The organism is Streptomyces sp. NBC_01622 (assembly GCF_045209635.1).
GTDB lineage: Bacteria > Actinomycetota > Actinomycetes > Streptomycetales > Streptomycetaceae > Streptomyces.
The window spans coordinates 2,835,618-2,852,588 of sequence record NZ_CP109293.1 but is presented as its reverse complement, the minus strand read 5'-3'; the positions used below and the strand labels follow the sequence as shown (position 1 = coordinate 2,852,588).

Genomic DNA, 16,971 nt, shown 5'->3' with positions numbered 1-16,971 from the left:
TTCGGCTTGCCGTACGGCGTGGGGCTCAGGCGGCGACGCCCTCCGTACCGTCGGGGGAGACCTGGACGCCGTCGTCCGTCACGAAGCGGAAGGTGCAGGCGATGGCGTCGAAGAGGTCGTACACCTCGTTCTTCAGCGGCAGGTTGGGGCTGGCGAGGGTCACCACGAGGAAGTCCTCCGTGCTGCCGGGCACCGGCATCATCGTGTGCATCGTCAGCAGCTTGACGTCGATGTCCCCGGTCAGCCGGGTCACCTCGGTGCCGGTGACCCGGGCCACCGTGCCCACATGGGGCACCTTCGCCGACGTGATGACCCGGTCCTTGGGCGCCACCCCGTTCGCCGAGGAGACACCGAGCCGCGCGGACAGCACGGGGAGGGTGAGTTCCTCGCCCTTGGGCGTGTTGACGGCGAAGACCATGCCGTACGCCATGAAGAGGCCCTCGGTGTACATCGTCGCCGTGCACGCGGCCAGCAGCGCCCCGTGGCGGCGGGCCGCCCTCGTCACCTCCCGGCCTTGCCGGAACATGTCGTTGATCCGGGCCTTCTCGCCGGGGTCGTCGGTCGAGGCCAGGGCCTGCGCACGGGTCCTGGCCAGCTCCTCGCCGCTCGGGTCGACCTGTTCCCAGGAGTCCGGGATGTCCAGCAGAAAACGCTGTGCGGTGTTCATCGGTCAGCTTCCACCTTGTTCTCGAAGTTCTGGGTGGAGCCACGGGAGAGCTCGGGCCCGAAGGCCGCGTCGAAGTCGAACGTGTTGTGTGCGATGTCGATGAAGTCGTGCACGAAGCCCAACATGTCCTGAGCCTCCTTGAGTTCACTCCCGGGGATGTTGACGTCCGACGCCACGGCGGGCCCCCGTTTCTGTGCGGTGAGGATTCGTGTCTGCTCTGCACACGAGGTCGGAGGCCCGGAACGTTCACCGTCGTCGGACCTTTGCCGGGGCCATCGAGGAGGGCGGCAACGTCTATGGGGCGACGAACTGAACTCACCCGCCGAGCGCACCGGTTGACCCTATGAGCCGGTCGTCCCGAAGGTGATCCGGTAGTAGCAGGCCCCCTTGCACGGCATCGTCGCCCCGTCGTCGAAGGCGTACGAATAGGCATAGGGGGCCGCCCGCTTGAAGACCTGGGTGTAGTCGACCGGCCACTTCGACGGGACGCAGTTCTCGCGGCCCGCCCACGCACCGCGACAGCAGTACGTGTCGCCGCCGAACGCCGCGCAGGGCGGCTTGCAGCCGACGACCTGCCCGCCCGAGGTGGCCCGCATCGCGGTGGGGCAGTTCACGTCCGAGGTGCAGACGCCCTTGTAGCAGCCGCCGGCGCTGACCGGGTCGACGGTCGTGGTGTGCGAGATGTTGATCCACATCGGCAGGTTCGAACCGTCGACCATGCTCACGTCGTAGAAGTCCATTCCTGCGTACGCGTCGAACGTGAACTCACCCAGTGTGGTGGGCGGGTTGGCGCCCTCGCAGACGCTGGTGCAGTCGCCGGTCGCGCAGTGCCCCGCGGCCGTCGTGGTGCAGCCTGTCCGCCCCCAGATCCGGCCGCCCCAGTTGTTCGCCACGGTCACCGACAGGCTCTGGCCCGGGGCGAGTTGGCGGCCCTTCGGGTAGATGGCGGTGTTGGTGACGATCGCCCAGACCGTCTTCGGGGTGCGGTTGACGACCGTGATCAGGCGTTTGCCTGCGGGTGCCGTCGAGGTGTGAGGTGTCGGTTCGACTGCCTTGGTGGTGGGTTTGTTTGTGCTCTTCTTCGAGACGGAGGCCTTGGGGGACGGAGAGGCCGAGGCGCTGTGAGTCGGGGAAGGCGAAGGCGACGGCGAGGCGCTGCGGGACACCGCCGGGCGCGCGGCCGCGTCCTGGTGGGCTGTCGTGCGCGTGCCGCCCGTTCCGGACGGCGTCCACACGCTGTAGGCGATCAGCACGGTGGCGGCCGTAGCGAAGGCGGCTGCCGCGACGTACCACCAGCGTCGGCCGTGTCCCTGCGGGCTCGCGCCGTGTCTTCTGCGTCCTCGTGCCATCGTCCTCGGGCCTTCCTGATGCTCTTCGGATGCGGTCCAGATGCGGTCCTGCCTATCGGTGACCTTTTCGGCGGCGGCCCGACAACATAAATTCGGACCCGACCGGCTGATTTCTTTTGTTGTCCTGTTTTCTGTAGTCCCTGCGCGCGTCGGCGGTCTCCGAAGCAGAGAGATGCCACGGCCGGACCACACGCGGAGGAACGAACCCAGATGCGCAAGAAGCCCAGGAGTGGCCCCGACGCGGGCGTGGTGACGGCCGCGTGCGCGGGCGACCGGCAGGCCCTGGATCACCTGCTGACGCAGTGCCTGCCGCTGGTCTACAACATCGTCGGCCGGGCCCTGAACGGTCACGCCGACGTCGATGACGTCGTACAGGAGACGCTGTTGCGCATGGTGCGGGGGCTGCCGAAGCTGCGGGATCCCTCCGCGTTCCGGTCCTGGCTGGTGGCCATCACGATCAGACAGGTACGGGACCGTGAGCAGACGCGGGCCACGGACCGCGACCGCAGGGCGCATCTGGAGGACGCGGAGACGATCACCGACCCCGCTCTCGACTTCGCCGGACTCACCATCCTGCGGCTGGGGCTGACCGAGCAGCGTCGTGAGGTCGTCGAGGCCACCCGCTGGCTCGATCCGGACGATCAGGAACTGCTGTCCCTGTGGTGGCTGGAGGAGACCGGCGAACTCGAACGCGCCGAGCTCGCCGGTGCGTTGGGGCTCTCCGACCGGCACGCCTCCGTCCGGGTGCAGCGTATGAAGAAGCAGATGGAGGTCTCCCGGGTCGTGGTGCGGGCGCTGGTCGCCGCACCGCGCTGCGTGGAACTGGACGAGACGGCCTCGACGTGGGACGGCACGCCAAGTGCCCTGTGGCGCAAGCGGTTTGCCCGGCACATCCGCGGGTGCGGGGTGTGCCAGGGGCTGGACGAGGGGCTGCTCCCGATGGACCGGCTGCTCAGCGGGCTGCCGCTGGTCGCGGTGCCGGCCCGGTTCGACGTGTCCCGCGTGCTGGACGCCGTCTCAACCACCGCTCCCTCAGGGCACGGTGGGACGAGTCGCAGGCACGGGCGCGGGCCCCGGTCCGGCCGTATCGGCGGCAAACAGGTCGTGGGCGGTTCGGCGGCGGTCGCCGTCGCCGTGGTCGCCGCGCTGGTCGCGCCCCGGCTGACGGGCGGTTCCTCCCCTACGACGGCCGTGGCATCGCCTTCTCCCACTCCCGTGGTCAGTGTCACGCCGAGTCCCACGCTCTCGCCCTCGGCGACGCCCAGCAAGTCCCCTTCACCGAAGGCCAAGCCGAGCCCCTCGCCCTCGAAGCACACCCCCGCCGCCCCCGCGCACCTCGCGTCCGGCGCCAAGAAGGGCGTAGGGGTGTGGTCGTTCGGCGGGGTGAGCCAGGCGCTCGCGGCCAGTGGGGCGAGCTGGTACTACACCTGGTCCACCCAGCACTCGGGCATCACGACACCCTCGTCGGGCTCCTTCGTGCCCATGATCTGGGGTGCGAAGTCCGTCACCGACTCCTCGCTCGCCCAGGCCCGGTCGTACGGCCCGTATCTGCTGGGGTTCAACGAACCGGACATGGCGCAGCAGTCGAACATGACGGTCGAGCAGGCGCTGCAGCTGTGGCCCAAGCTCATGGCGGCGGGCAAGATCCTGGGCAGTCCCGCGGTCGCCTACGGCGGGGACACGGCGGGCGGCTGGCTGGACCGCTTCATGTCCGGGGCCAAGGCGAAGGGCTACCGCGTCGACTTCATCACCCTGCACTGGTACGGCGGCGACTTCCGCACCCCACAGGCCGTGCAGCAGCTGACGTCGTACCTGGCCGCCGTGTACGCGCGCTACCACAAGCCGGTCTGGCTCACCGAGTACGCGCTGATCGACTTCTCCCAGGGGACCCGTTTCCCGTCCGCGCAGCAGCAGGCGGACTTCGTCACCGCGTCCACCAAGGCGCTCGACGGGCTGTCCTACGTGCAGCGTTACGCGTGGTTCGGGCTGGGCGCGGATCCGTCGAAGCCGAGCAGCGGGCTCTTCACGAACGGTACGACGACGACCGCGGCGGGCCGGGCCTTCCAGTCCGCGGACTGACCGGCCCGGCCGCGCACACGGTCAGGGGCTCACTCCCCAGGTGATGCGGTAGCCGCACTCTCCCGAGCAGGTGAGGACGCTGGTCGCGTCGTCGTTGACGTAGGAGTAGGCGAAGGGCTCGGCCTTCTTGAACACGGCCGCCGAGTCGACGGGCCAGGTCGAGGGGACGCACTGGGGGCGCGCCGCGTAGGCGCCGGTGCAGCAGGTCTGGTCCGTCTTGAACACCAGGCAGGCGCTGAGGCACGCGACGACGCGGCCGCCCCTGACGCGCTGCAGCTTGGCGGGGCAGGTCGCGTTGGCGTCCCGGGTGCATCCTGCGGCGGAGCAGCCGTTCGCGTCGATCCTGTCGTGGGACGAACCGCCGTAACTGTTGATCCACATCGGCAGGTTGTTGCCCTCGACCAGGCTGACGTCGTAGAAGTCCATGCCGTTCCAGGCGTTCAGGTTGAACTCGGCCAGTGTGGAAGGGAATTCACCCCACGTCGAGCCGCACTGGAAGTGGCCGCAGTCCCCGGTCGTGCAGTGGCCGTCGCCGGCCGCGTCGAAGGAACAGCCGGTGCGCGCCCACACCCGGACGTCCCAGTGGTCGGGGACGGCGAAGCTGACACTGGCCCCGGGCTTCAGCACCCAACCCGTGGCCGCCACAGGGTGTTTGGGGTCCGCCGCGATCGCCGGCCAGATCGTCTCGTCGAGCCGGTTGACCAGCGTGACGGTCCGCTTGCCGACGGCCTTCGCCTGTCCGGCGGTCGTACCGGACGGCGAGGCGCCGATGTGGGGCGACTTGTGTGCGTGGGGAGTGGGCGAGGGCGAGGACGTGGCCCGCGGTGACGGCGTCGTCGTAGGCGAAGGGCGGGGGAGGGACGGGGAGTCGGCGGTCGCCGTGGCGTGCGTAGACGACGGGTCCGCGACGGTACGGCCTCCCGACGACGGCCCGGTCTGCGCGCGGGCCAGCAGTACGCCGGTCACCACCGCGAGGCAGGTGAGGACCGCGGCGGCGATCAGGGCGGCCTGTCTACGAGGCATCTCTCAACACTCCTGTCCGTACCCACATCTCCACCGTGCGGCGATGCGGCCGGCGGAGCTTCCGTAGAGGAGACCGGCGGCCGTCGTGCCGGACAACGGAAAACAGGACGGCAATACCTGTTTCGGACGAGTGCGCCGTGGGTGAGCAGTGCTGGTCATAAGTCGATCAGAAGTTGGCAACCCGGTCGCGATGGAGCGGCCGTACATTGCGTCAGCGGGGCCGAAGATCATCTGATCGGCCCGGAAGTCCGGATACCCGCGACCTTGTCGCAGGAATCGCGACCATGTTCAGAAAGTGCTCTGGAGACACACCGATGAAGATCGCCAAACGTCTCGTCCTCACCACCGCGGCCCTCACCGCCGTAGCCGGCGCCACGCTCGCGAGCGCGACCGTCGGCCAGGCCGCCACCCCGAAGCCGCCCGTCCGTCTCGGTGTCACCGTGCCCGACGCGCTGAAGGTCCCCGACGGCAACAAGCTCACCGGCGTCTTCTCCGCCGCCGGCGTCCAGACCTACACCTGCACCAACGGCGCCTGGACCCTGCTGGAGCCCGCCGCCACCCTGTGGGCCAAGAACGACCGCACGCACCGCTCTGTCGCCCTCCACTCCCGTGGCCCGGTGTGGGTGTCCACCGTGGACGGCAGCGCCGTCAACGGCTCCGCGATCGCCAACTCGCCCAAGACCGGCACCATTCCGGAGCTGCTGCTGAAGTCCACCGCCACGCGCGGCACGGGCGTCTTCGGCGGCGTCTCCTACATCCAGCGCCTGGGCACGGACGGCGGCGTCGCCCCGGCCGGTGCCTGCACGGGCACGGACCAGGTCAGCGTCCAGTACACCGCCACCTACGCGTTCTACAAGCCCGCCGAGTAACACGGCGGGCGGTACGACAGCAGTGGCCTCCGGGCGATCGATCCGGGGGCCATTGCCGTGCGCCCCTGTGCCCCTGGGCGCGTCGGCCCCTCAACTCCCTTGCGGCGGCTCCTGTTCGGCCCTGATCCGGCCGTGCACCTCCCAGTCCCACACCGTCTCGCGCACCTCGTCCAGCGCGCGGGCCAGATGCCTGCGGTAGGTGCTGAACGCCAGGTTCAGCTTCCGCGCCACCGCCTCCTGCGTCGACGTCGAGTGGTACGTCGCCGTCAGCACCTCGTGCAGATGCCGGGTCCGGGGATGGGCGTTCAGCCGCTGCACGGCCTTGCAGATCAGGTCGCGCAGCGCGGTCACCGGGTCGCCCTCGCTGAGCTCCTCCACCAGCCGGCTGCGCAGCAGCGGGTTGTCGGCGAGCCCGCCAGGGTCGAGCCAGCCGCGCAGTGCCTCGCGGACCGCGGCGTCCGACTCCTCCCGACTCAGCGACGTGAGACGGGACTTGGGCTTCCCGGCCGCCACCGCCGGTGCCCCGCCGAGCAGGCGGGCGTCGATTCCCTCGGCCCACTCCTCCACCCGCGCCGCCCGCCAGTCGTGGCAGAACAGGCCGTACCCGCGATCGGCGTGGACGGCCTGGCGGGGCGGCTGGAACATGCCCATGTAGGTCATCAGCGGCGCCCAGAACTTGGGTTCGGCACTGACGAAACAGGACCAGGCGCAGTGCTTGGCGCGCAGCAGCTCGAAGACGATCCGCATGCGCACCAGGTCCCACGACCGCGAGGGCCGGTGATGGTTCTCCTCGTGCACCATGAACCGGGCCACACCGAGGTGTTCGCCCTGGCGCGGGGGTGTCATCGCGGACACCAGGTCCCACGCCTCGGCCGTCACGGGGTCGGCCGCCCGGGTCTCGTCGTCGAGTTCGTCGATCCTCAACCAGGCCATGAATCCCAGCAGTTGGCCCGTGTCGCAGCGGCGGTGCACGTGGAACGCCTCGGGCTGACGCTGCAACCAGTGGGCAACGACACGGGCGTTGTGCTCGCCCTCGACCTCGCGGGTCAGCTCGATCAGCGCCGGGGCGTCCTCCGGTCGCATCGGCTGTTCGTGGACGGCCCCTTCGTCGCGGTCGCCCTGGAACTCGCGCAGCCACTGGGCTCTGGAGACGATGTGGTTGAACTCGCGGGCGGCGCGCAGGGCTTCCTTCTCCGGCGCCTCGCGGACGCGCTCCACCAGATACCGGCGCACCGTGCGGTGCATGGCCTTGTAGCGCTCCGGATCGCGCCAGCGGAAGTCGCTGTCGAGGGCGTCCCGGACGACGTCGTACGGGCACACCCCGAAGGGTCCCGACTTCATGAACGACAACTGCCTCAGCCAGGCGAAGAGTTCGGTGGCGTCCTCGTCGGGGAGCGCCACCCGCAGCAACTCCTCGGTGGTGTCCGCGACATGGCCGCACACCTCCAGCGCCCGCCGGTGCGCGGACGACGGCGGCTTGCCGACCAGGTGCGTCAGCAGCCGGTCGACGACCGTGCGCAACGGTGCCCAGAACACCTCGTCCGTCGACGTGTTGTCGTGCGTCGCCGCCTCCGCTGCCAGTCGCAGGGCGAGGGGATGGCCTGCGGCGAACCGGAGCAGAGCCGCGTGCGAGGACGGGTCGACTCCCTGCGAACCGAGCAGGGCCGCGGCGTCCGACGGCCCCAACTCCCGCAGCGGCACTACCTGCAGCACCTCGCTCCACCCGAGGTCCGCCTTCCAGAGCGGGTCGGGGGCGAGCCGGCCGGCGACGACGACCAGGGCGCCGGCCGGTAACCGGGGGAGGAAGCGGTCGCGTATCCACTCCTCCATGTCCCGGTAGCGCTCGAAGTCGTCGACCAGCAGGACAGCGTTGTCCTGGACGAAGACCTCGGCGGTCGCCGCCTCGAAGGCCGCCGGGGAGCGGTCGATCGTACGGGCGTCGACGCTCACGACCGGCCGGCCCATGGCGCGTGCCTCCGCGGCGAACCGCTGCAGCAGGGCGCTCTTGCCCATGCCGCCCGGTCCGTGCAGCACGATGACCGTCGGCGCACCCGGTTCGCCGGCCGCCGCGCGGCGGAACAGGGCCAGTTCGCGCTGCCTGCCGACGAAGTACTGCAATCGGGCGGACGCCAGTCTGTCGGCCAGCACGGCGGAGTCCTCCTTCGCCATGGCGTTCCTTTCCCCGGAGCCGACCTCTTCGGGCCGCTGCGAAACCTACCGGGTCGGGCCGGACGACGGGACACGGCCGGACCTTACGTGGGTCTTACGGACCTGGGAGGGGGTCGTCCGTGGAAACGGTAAGAGACCCGCTTCTTTGTCCTATTCGCACTCGTTGAGGAACGCGAAGGGGTCCGTAGCCCTCCTTCTGTGTGAAGGAACGAGCACAGGCAAGGAACCGGGGACTGAGTGGCATGGGTTTGACCAGCGAGACTACCGTTTATGTGATGGCGGCCGTCGCCGTCGTCTGCGTGGCGCTGCTTGTCTGGGTATGGCCGCGGCTGGCGAAGCCCACGGTGCGGCAGGTGCTCGGGCGGCTGACGGCCATCGGAGTGACACAGGTCACGATTATCGCCGCATTCGCGTGCTGGCTGAACTCCTCGTACCAGTTCTTCGGATCGTGGGACGAGCTCTTCGGCAACACCGACACCGCGCCCGTCGGCGTGACCCAGGCGGCCGACCACAACGGAGGCGCGACCGGCATCTCCGTCAAGGGCGCGCTGGTGCAGCCCGCCTCCGACGAGCAGCTGAACCGGGTCAGCGGACTGCCCACCGGCAACCCCGCGGTCAACGGCAAGGTGGAGTCCGTGAAGGTCATCGGCCGCCGCACCGGCGTTGTCGACCCGGCCTTCGTCTACCTGCCCCCGCAGTACTTCCAGAAGGCGTACGCCAGGCAGCGCTTCCCCGTCGTCGTCGCACTCAGCGGCTACCCCGGCAGCATCTTCAACCTCGCCCAGTACCTGCGGGTCTCGCAGACCGCCGGAGAGCTGCAGAAGAACGGCCAGATGCAGCCGACCATCATGGTGATGATCCGGCCCACGATCGCCCCGCCGCGCGACACCGAGTGCGTGAACGTCCCCGGCGGACCGCAGACCGAGACCTTCCTCGCCAAGGACCTCCCGCAGGCCCTCAAGTCCGCCTACCGGATCGGCCACGACGCCAGCGCCTGGGGCGTCCTGGGCTACTCCTCCGGCGGCAGTTGCGCTTTGCAGCTGACGATGCGCAACCCGCACGTCTACACCACGGCCGCCGCGCTCTCGCCCGACTACAGGGTCAAGGACGACCCCACCACCGGCAACCTCTTCGGCAGCGGACTCGGCCGCGTCAACCGGGTCAACGGACACGACCTGATGTGGCGGCTGAAGCACCTGCCCGCACCCCAGGTCTCCGTCCTGGTCGCCGAGAGCAAGCACGGCGAGCGCGGCTACCCGCAGACCCTCGCCTTCATCAAGGCCGTCAAGGCGCCCATGCGCGTCGTGTCCATCCTGCCCGAGTCCGGCAGCCACAACTTCCCCACCTGGGTACGGGAGATGCCCGCCGCCCTGAAGTGGATGAACCAGCAACTCACCTTCCCCCAGGACGTCGTGCCCCGGCACGTCGCCCCGAAGAAGGGTCACAGCACCGTACGCGCGGAGGGCACCGAGCCCACACCGACCGCCCGCACCCACAAGTAGCCTCCACCTCAAGGGCGTTGGCCCCGGCCGCTGGATGCCCAACTTCCGGTAGGAACTGGTGAGATGGGTCTCCACCGCCCGCCGGGCGAGATGCAGCAGATCGGCGATCTCGGTGTTCGTACGGCCCTCGGCGGCCAGTTCGGCGATCCGGCGCTCACTGTTGGTGAGAGAACCCGAACCGGTGCGGGCCGGGGCCGTGCGCCCGGCCCCGCTCTCGCCCAACGCCCCCTCCGTCAGGGCCCGTAGCCGGGTCGCGCCCAGCCGCTCGGCGCGCTCCGCGGCCTCCCGCAGCCACCCGCGGGTCCGCCGCCGGTCACCGGCCGCGGTCAGCGCCCGGCCCTGCGCGATCAGCGCCGGCACCAGCTCGGTCTCCGTCCCCTCCGGCGCGTCCCGCAACAGCCCCACGGCCTCCTGAGCGAACTCCAGACCACGCCGTCCACCGGTCGCCGCGGCCGGCACCCGCAGGGAACGGCCCACCGTACGGGGCGTGTTCCACACCCGGGTCAGCCGCAGCTCCTCCTCCGCCAGTGCGATCGCCTCCCGGGGGCGGCCGAGGGCGAGCCGGCACTCGGCGGCGGCCGAACGCCACGGAGTGACGACCGGGCTGACCACCTCACCGGCCGACTGCCGGCGCCCGCACTCCAGGAAGTCGTGCAGCGCGCCCGCCGGATCGCCGCAGGCCGCGCGCAGCACACCCCGCGCGTACAGGAAACGGTTCAACTCCCAGGAATCGGGCGCCGACCGCAGGTCGAAACCGTCCGCGAGCCGCAGCGCCCGCGCCTCCTGCCCGGTCGCCAGCAGCCCCAGCAGGATGTGCGCGTGCCCGTTCGACGCGGGTCGAACTCGGGCGGTTCCTGACGTACGGCGGCGGTCTCAGGCGTAGTCGGTCGCGGGGACCGTGGCGTAGTGGCTCATCATCTCGATCGTCGACTCGGCGTTGAACTCCCGGCCGCCGGCGATCATGTCCCGCAGGTCACGGAAGTACTGCACGAACAGGTCGGGCGTGAAGGTGTTGATCATCACGGCGGGTTCGTCGCCGGGGTTGGCGAAGGTGTGCGGGGCGCCGGGCGGAATCATCGCGAGGGTGCCGGCCGGGGCGACGTGGACGGTCTCGCCGATGGTGAAGTGCACGGTGCCGGAGACGACGTAGAAGCCCTCGTCGTGCCGGCCGTGGCGGTGCTGCGGCGGACCCTGGGTGTGCGGGGCGAGGGTGATCTCGCCGATGCCCAGGCGGTGGCCGGTGGTGCTGCCGTCCTCCAGGATGCGCATCGTGACCGGGCCCAGACGGATCCTCTCGCCGTCGTCCGGACCGACCACGGAAACCTCGTTCATCTCGAACTCCCTTGTGCTCGCCGCGCGTTGTGCGCCCTCAGGACTGTAGGACAGTGGGCTGGCAACTCTCGTCATGCAAGTACACTCTCACGACGAGAGTCAGTCGTGATAAAGTGCGGAAGGGACGGACGGCAGCGACGAGCGAAGACGGGGATGTGACGCACCGATGGCGACAGCACAGACGGACACGGGCCGCAGCAATCAGAAGAAGCGCACCCGTACGGCGATCGTCGACGCGGCACGGGTGCTGATCGGCGCGGGTAGCGAGGTGACCATGCCCGAGGTCGCCCGCGCCGCCCTGGTCTCCGAGGCCACCGCCTACCGGTACTTCCCCGACCTTCCGTCCCTGATCGGCGAGGCCCTGGCCGGTGTCTGGCCCGACCCGGCCGAGGCGCTCCAGCCGGTCGCCGACTCCCGCGATCCCGTCGAACGGGTCGCCTACGCCTGCGAGTTCCTGCTGCGCGGCATCCTGGCCCGCCAGGGCGGGGTGCGCGCCATGATGGCCGCGACCATCGTCCGCCCCGACGCGGAGAGCATGCGGCCCGGGATCCGTTTCGGCCTCATCGACCACGCCCTCGCACCACTGGACGGCACCCTGGGTGTGACGGACCCGGACGCGTTCACCCAGCTCAAGCGAAGCCTCGCGGTGGTCGTCGGCGCGGACGCCCTGTTCACCCTCACCGACCAGCTGGGGCTCACCCCCGACGAGGCCGTCGCCAGCGTCGTACGCACCGCGAAGACCCTGACGGAGGCGGCGGTGCGCGCGGCGGCGGTGGGATAGGAGGACTCGGCCCGGGACCACTCAACTGCCCTGAGAAGTCGGGTCAGTCGGGTCGCTCGCCAGCCAGTGGCCGTCCGTGGTCCAGCCGAGCAGCCGACGGGCCCGGCCGCTGTCCGCCGTACCGTCCGGGCCGAAGCCGCCGCCGTCCACGACCAGCCGCAGCCCCGCCAGAGCGGGCGCGAGACGGGCCGCGACATGGAACGGGTGACGGCCCGTCTCCTCGTCCAGGCCGGCGAGCACCCGCCGTTGTTCGGCGGGCGGGCAGAGTGACAGGTGGAACACCAACTGCCGCCAGGCGTACGCCGCGTCCTTGATCGTGGCGTACGGCCGCGGGTTGCGGTGCACCCGGCCCGTCAGCCGGCACACGGTCACGAAGCAGCGCCGCGCCAGGTCGGCCCAGCCCTGCTCGGGGGCGATGCCCACCCGGTGGACCAGCGTGGCCAGGTTGTGCGTGGTCAGGATCTGCGACTGCTCGATCACCTTGCCGTTCTCCGCCACCCAGGACCCCTGCGAGGCACCGGACTTCGGCCCGGCCGGTGCCGAGGACGCCGCCCCGGCCCGCTCCGCGCACAGCCGCGCGAACCCCGGAGAGGTCCGAGTCTTGTCCGAGCGGCCCGCCGCCTCGGCGATCGCCAGCTCACCGATCGCCGCGTAGTCGATGCCGTAGTACCGCTCGTACAGCGAACCGCCGAGCAGCTCGCCCGCGATCCCGGCCGCCACCAGGAACTTCGGTCCGAAGGCGTTCATGAAGATGTCCGCGGCCAGCTCCTCCACCAGCGGAGCGCCCAGGCCGGACTGGCGGGCGAGCACGCCGAGTTCGCGTACGAGCGGGTTGGGCAGGATGGTGCCGGGGAACCCGCGCACCGCCAGCTCGCCCAACTGCCGTAGCACCAGGGCCGCTTCGGCCGAGCCGTCGCCCCGCTGCGCGGCGACCGCCCGCACCCAGGGCAGTTCCTCGATCCGGACCTGCCGCTCCAGGTCGAGCAGGAGCAGCGAGCGGCGGTTGCGGAACGCGCGGTAGTTCGTGGCCATCAGCGTCCGCAGAGCTTGGTCGTCGTAGGCCCGGGCGCTGGTGACGGCGACCAACTGCGGTACCAGTTCGGCCAGTACCTCGGCCGAGGGGACGACTCCCCGCTCCACCAGGACGTCGACCGGTGCGCTCAGCGCGCCCTGGACCACCCGGTGTATCACAGGCGGGAGTTGGGCACCGGCGGGGACGCCGGTCTCCCGCTCCTCCGGTGCGGACACGGGGGCCAGTACGGGGGTGAGATCGACGATGCCCGACTCCTGGGGCAGCACGGCGAGCCGGCGCAACGTCACCTGCGCCAGGGCGTGGTGGGAGGGGAGGGCGGCCTGCACCCGCTGCGCGCGCCGCAGTTCGGTGTGCGCCGGTGATCCCGGCAGACCGCGCCGCCGCACCATCGACGCGACGGCGTGCCGCAGCAGCCCGAGCCGGCGCGCGTCCAACTCCCGCCCGGCGACGGTCTCCTCCAGCGCGCCGCGCAGAATGCCCAGGTTCCCCTTCGGCTTACGGTGCTTTCCGCAGCGGGTGTGCTCCTCGGCCAGCAGTCGGTAGCGGCTCAGCAGGGCGGCTCCACGCTCCAACCAGGCCTCATCGGGGGCGAGTTCGAGCACGCGCCCGTCCGCCCCGCCCACCGTCTCCAGCCAGTGCGCGAGCAACTCGTCCCCGAACGGCTGCCATACGGCGAGTGCCTCGCGCTGCGCCTCCACGGCCGCGTTGGGGCGCCGCCGGACCAGCCTGTCCACGGTGTCGTCGACGGTACGGCGGTGCAGCGCGGCGGTGCCGTCCGACGCGGGCCGACCGGTCGACGGGCGTGGCAGGAACCGGAGTTGACCGGCGAACGGCTCCAGCTCCGCGACCAGGTCCAGCGCGGCGGCCGTCTCCCCGTGCCGCACCAGCCACGCCATGGTGAGCAACGCGCCCTCCTCCGGCACGGTCACCTCGTACCGCCCGCTGTTCAACTGCCCCCACAGCCAGGTGAGTCCGGTCTCGGTGAGACAGTGCGCGAACAGCGCCCGCCGGTCCGCGGGCACACCGAACCGCTCCGCGAGCCGGACCTCGTACGGCTGGAGCGGACCGCCCGCGCTCGGCGCGCCCGTGGCGAAGCCGCCGCGCACCACCTCGGGGGTGACCCAGGCCGGAAGCCCGGCCACCGGGGTCCGCGATCCGATCGTCAGCCACCCGCCCGCCATTCCGGTGAGCACGGCACGCCAGCGCTGCGCGCGGCCCTCCGCGCGACGGCGGGTGTCGGCGTCCTCGTGGGTCAGCGCGGTCGTGAAGGCCTTGGCCAACTGGCCTAGGGCATAGCCCGGGGCCGCGGTGAGGTGCTGCTGCTCAGCGTCGTCATCCATAAGCCGACGTGGCGGGTACCGCCCCCGCGCCCTCCGGGTCCAGAGCCCGGTGCTCTCCTGACTGAGCTACACGCCGATGAGCAGCGACGTTAGAGGCGGAACAGGCGGTCGTACAAGTGGATTTCGGTCACAGCACCTTCCGGTGCACCAGCGCCGACAGCATCAACGCCCCCGGCAGCAACGGCACCCACACCGTCAGGACGCGGTAGCCGATGACGCTCGCCGTGGCCAGATCCATGGGGGCACCGAACGCGACCATCGTGAACACCGTCGCCGCGTCCACGGGACCGATCCCGCCGGGTGCGGGCACGGCGCCGACCGCGGTACTGGCGGCGAGGAACGCGAGCACCACCTGCGCCCAGGACAACGGCATGCCGAGTGAGGCCCCGACGGCGAAGATCACGGTCGCCTGGAGCACGGGAGCGGCGGCGGCCCCGCCCCACAGGGCGAGGATCCGGCTGGGCATGGTGTGCAGCTGCCGTACGTCGGTCAGGGCGGTGCGGACGCAGCGGAGAACCGGGCTGCGCAGTCGGCGTACGGCGCACAGCAGGACGGTGAACGTGGCGAGAGCGGTCGCCAGGCCGCCGACGGCGAGGAGAAACGACCAGCCTCTGGGGGCGAGTTGGCCGAAGCGCAGCGTCTCGGGGAAGGAGATGAGGAAGACCAGCAGAACGAGTGTCTTCGCGATCGGCCGGACGAGTGAGTAGAGGGCGAGCGAGGCGGTGGCGCGGGGGAGGGGGATGCCCTGGCCCTGGAGGAAACGCAGCGTGACGGCGTGGGCGCCGATGCTGGCCGGCAGGGCGTGGTTCGCCGCGCCGGCCGCGAACTGGGAGGCGATCAGCAGACCGGTCGGCAGCCGGTCCGGCACGGCACCCTGGCGGACCAGGGCGGCGGTGCCCCAGCCGAGGCAGGTGAAGAAGAACGCGGCGAGCAGCCACCAGGGGTCGGCGGAGGCGAGCCGGGCCGTGCCCTCGTACATGGCACGCCAGTCGACCGCCGCCCACACCACGATCAGCAGGAGGGGCAGCAGGGTCAGGACCTTGGTGGCGAGGCGCGCGGCGGCGGGGAGTCGGAAGGGGACGGGGGCGGTGGTGGGGCCGGCGGTGGAGGCGGGGAGCGGCCCGGGGATGTCTTCGAGCGGAAGCAGGGACACGAGGCGAAACGTTCCCATCCGGTATGACGCAGTGGTGTCGGGAAGGGGAAAGGGTGCGGGCGGCTGGGCGAAGCGGACAACACGGAAGGAGCGGGTCGGACGGCACGGATGAAGTGAAGCCGTGTCGAATTCATTGCCTGAATCAACAATCCATCGGTTTGTTGACTTTAGGTTGAGCGAGCCATTTGAATTCCAGTATGACCCACGCCGAGCGTTCGTCCGCCGCTATCGCCCTCCCCGTCGACCTCGACGAGGCGGCCCACCGCTGTCTGGTCGCAGGCTTCGACGGCGCGACGACCGTGCCGGACACGCTCAAGGGGCTCATCGACCGCGGCCTCGGCGGGGTCATCCTGTTCACCCGCAATGTCCGGGACGCCGGGCAGGTACGCCGGCTCACCGACGAACTCCGCGCCCTGCGCCCCGACCTGCTCGTGGCCATCGACAACGAGGGCGGCGGCATCGGCCATCTGGTGAACGCGGGCGCCCCGGACGTCCCCGGCTCCTACGCTCTCGGGGTCGTCGACGACCCGGCCCTGACCGCCCGTTGCGCCGACGCCCTCGCCGCCCACCTCGCCACCCTCGGGATCACCGCCTCGTACGCCCCCGTCGCCGACCTCCAGCACCAGCCGCGCAACCCGATCGTGCGCACCCGCTCCTTCGGCGCCGACCCCGAGTTGGCCGCCCGCCATCTGCGCGCCTGGATCACCGCCACCGACGTGCGCGGCATCGCCTCCTGCGCCAAGCACTTCCCCGGCCACGGCGGCACCATCACCGACAGCCACCACGGCGTCGCGATCGACCCGCGGCCCTACGGCGAACTCCTCGTCGACCTCGAACCGTTCCGCGCGGCCGTCGCCGCGGGCGTGCCCATGCTGATGAGCGCCCATGTCGTCTTCCCGGCCCTGGACGCCAACCGCCCCGCCACCCTCAGCCGCCGCATCCTTGGCGATCTGCTCCGCCTCGACCTCGGCTTCGACGGCGTCCTCGTCAGCGACGCGCTGGAGATGAAGGCGATCGCCGACGAGTACGGCGAAGCGGCCGGCGCCCGTATCGCGCTCGCCGCCGGAGCGGACCAAGTCATCGTCGCCGTACCGGACTTGGCGGTCACCCTGGCCTGCCGGGACGCCGTCCTCGACGCACTGCACGCCCGCATGCTCGCGGAGGAGCGGGTCTGGGAGGCGGCCGGCCGGGTGCGTCGGCTCGCCGAGCGGTACGCGACGCCCCGTCGGACGGTCGCCGCCTGGGACGCGGACGCCGGGCTGGAGGCCGCCCGGCGCGCGATACGCACCCGGCCGCTGCCGCCGCCCGTGCGCGGCGCCCAGGTCGTCGACCTGTTCCCGGCCCCGCACCCCGCCCTGAACTGGGGCGGCGAGGACCTCCTCACCGAACTCCGCGCGATAGACCCCACGGCCACCGGCATCGCCCTCAACGAGGAGCCGGCCGACCCCGCCGCCCTCGTCGACGCGATCGGGGGCCGCAGCGCACCGCTGGTCCTCGCCACGTCCGACGCCGTCCTGCACCCCTGGCAGGCCCGACTGCGCGACACGCTGGTGGCCCGGCGGCCCGGCGCGATACTCGTCGACACCGGCCTGCCGGAGGGCGGCACCCTCTGCTCCTACGGGCGCGGACGGGTCAACCTGCGGGCGGTCGCGGAAGTACTGGCCGACGCCTGAC

13 protein-coding genes, 1 tRNA gene and 1 pseudogene are annotated in these 16,971 nt (G+C 71.1%); 5 read left to right on the top strand and 10 right to left on the bottom strand.

What is annotated here, in order from left to right; all coding sequences use genetic code 11:
- Positions 1-25: 25 nt before the first annotated feature.
- From OH768_RS12995 to OH768_RS12985, 3 genes are all read right to left on the bottom strand, one after another.
- Positions 26-667, bottom strand: a complete 642-nt coding sequence (locus OH768_RS12995) for a hypothetical protein (protein ID WP_406453191.1) — start codon at positions 665-667, stop codon at positions 26-28.
- Complete coding sequence (locus tag OH768_RS12990) at positions 664-843, bottom strand: hypothetical protein (RefSeq protein WP_406453189.1); 180 nt, start codon at positions 841-843, stop codon at positions 664-666. Before OH768_RS12990 ends, OH768_RS12995 begins: the two co-directional genes overlap by 4 nt.
- 165 nt (positions 844-1,008) lie before the next feature.
- Positions 1,009-2,016, bottom strand: a complete 1,008-nt coding sequence (locus tag OH768_RS12985; protein WP_406453187.1) for a thaumatin family protein — start codon at positions 2,014-2,016, stop codon at positions 1,009-1,011.
- A 210-nt stretch (positions 2,017-2,226) separates the two neighbouring features.
- Between OH768_RS12985 and OH768_RS12980 the strand changes: the two genes are divergently transcribed.
- Positions 2,227-4,095, top strand: coding sequence for a sigma-70 family RNA polymerase sigma factor (locus tag OH768_RS12980; protein ID WP_406453185.1), 1,869 nt, complete (start codon positions 2,227-2,229; stop codon positions 4,093-4,095).
- A gap of 21 nt (positions 4,096-4,116) precedes the next feature.
- Here OH768_RS12980 and OH768_RS12975 read toward each other — a convergent pair whose 3' ends face one another.
- Positions 4,117-5,118, bottom strand: a complete 1,002-nt coding sequence (locus tag OH768_RS12975) for a thaumatin family protein (RefSeq protein ID WP_406453183.1) — start codon at positions 5,116-5,118, stop codon at positions 4,117-4,119.
- Positions 5,119-5,432: 314 nt separating this feature from the next.
- Here OH768_RS12975 and OH768_RS12970 point away from each other — a divergent pair, with 314 nt between their 5' ends.
- Complete coding sequence (locus tag OH768_RS12970) at positions 5,433-5,987, top strand: DUF3455 domain-containing protein (protein ID WP_388111403.1); 555 nt, start codon at positions 5,433-5,435, stop codon at positions 5,985-5,987.
- A 90-nt stretch (positions 5,988-6,077) separates the two neighbouring features.
- Here OH768_RS12970 and OH768_RS12965 read toward each other — a convergent pair whose 3' ends face one another.
- A complete protein-coding gene (locus OH768_RS12965; RefSeq protein ID WP_406453181.1) occupies positions 6,078-8,156 on the bottom strand; it encodes an ATP-binding protein in 2,079 nt (692 codons plus the stop codon).
- Between the two features lie 242 nt (positions 8,157-8,398).
- Here OH768_RS12965 and OH768_RS12960 point away from each other — a divergent pair, with 242 nt between their 5' ends.
- Entirely contained in the window at positions 8,399-9,658 is a 1,260-nt protein-coding gene (locus tag OH768_RS12960) for an alpha/beta hydrolase (protein ID WP_406453179.1), read from the top strand.
- A 12-nt stretch (positions 9,659-9,670) separates the two neighbouring features.
- Here the strand turns inward: OH768_RS12960 and OH768_RS12955 are convergent.
- A pseudogene (locus tag OH768_RS12955) lies at positions 9,671-10,489 on the bottom strand (LuxR C-terminal-related transcriptional regulator); the annotation flags it as partial.
- 42 nt (positions 10,490-10,531) lie between these two features.
- Positions 10,532-10,990 carry a cupin domain-containing protein gene (locus OH768_RS12950; protein ID WP_406453177.1) on the bottom strand — a complete coding sequence of 153 codons (459 nt, stop codon included), beginning with the start codon at positions 10,988-10,990 and terminating at the stop codon, positions 10,532-10,534.
- Between the two features lie 166 nt (positions 10,991-11,156).
- On the opposite strand from OH768_RS12950, the gene OH768_RS12945 reads away from it, so the two are divergent.
- Positions 11,157-11,771 carry a TetR/AcrR family transcriptional regulator gene (locus OH768_RS12945; RefSeq protein ID WP_406453175.1) on the top strand — a complete coding sequence of 205 codons (615 nt, stop codon included), beginning with the start codon at positions 11,157-11,159 and terminating at the stop codon, positions 11,769-11,771.
- A 21-nt stretch (positions 11,772-11,792) separates the two neighbouring features.
- On the opposite strand, the gene OH768_RS12940 is transcribed toward OH768_RS12945, so the two are convergent.
- The 3 genes from OH768_RS12940 to OH768_RS12930 form a co-directional block, all read right to left on the bottom strand.
- On the bottom strand, positions 11,793-14,144 hold the full coding sequence (locus tag OH768_RS12940) for a hypothetical protein (protein ID WP_406453173.1): 2,352 nt from the start codon (positions 14,142-14,144) through the stop codon (positions 11,793-11,795).
- 3 nt (positions 14,145-14,147) lie between these two features.
- Positions 14,148-14,220: transfer RNA gene (locus OH768_RS12935), tRNA-Gln, on the bottom strand.
- Positions 14,221-14,271: 51 nt separating this feature from the next.
- Positions 14,272-15,297, bottom strand: a complete 1,026-nt coding sequence (locus OH768_RS12930) for a YbhN family protein (protein WP_406453171.1) — start codon at positions 15,295-15,297, stop codon at positions 14,272-14,274.
- Between the two features lie 197 nt (positions 15,298-15,494).
- Between OH768_RS12930 and OH768_RS12925 the strand changes: the two genes are divergently transcribed.
- Positions 15,495-16,970, top strand: a complete 1,476-nt coding sequence (locus tag OH768_RS12925) for a glycoside hydrolase family 3 N-terminal domain-containing protein (RefSeq protein WP_406453169.1) — start codon at positions 15,495-15,497, stop codon at positions 16,968-16,970.
- Position 16,971 lies beyond the last annotated feature (1 nt).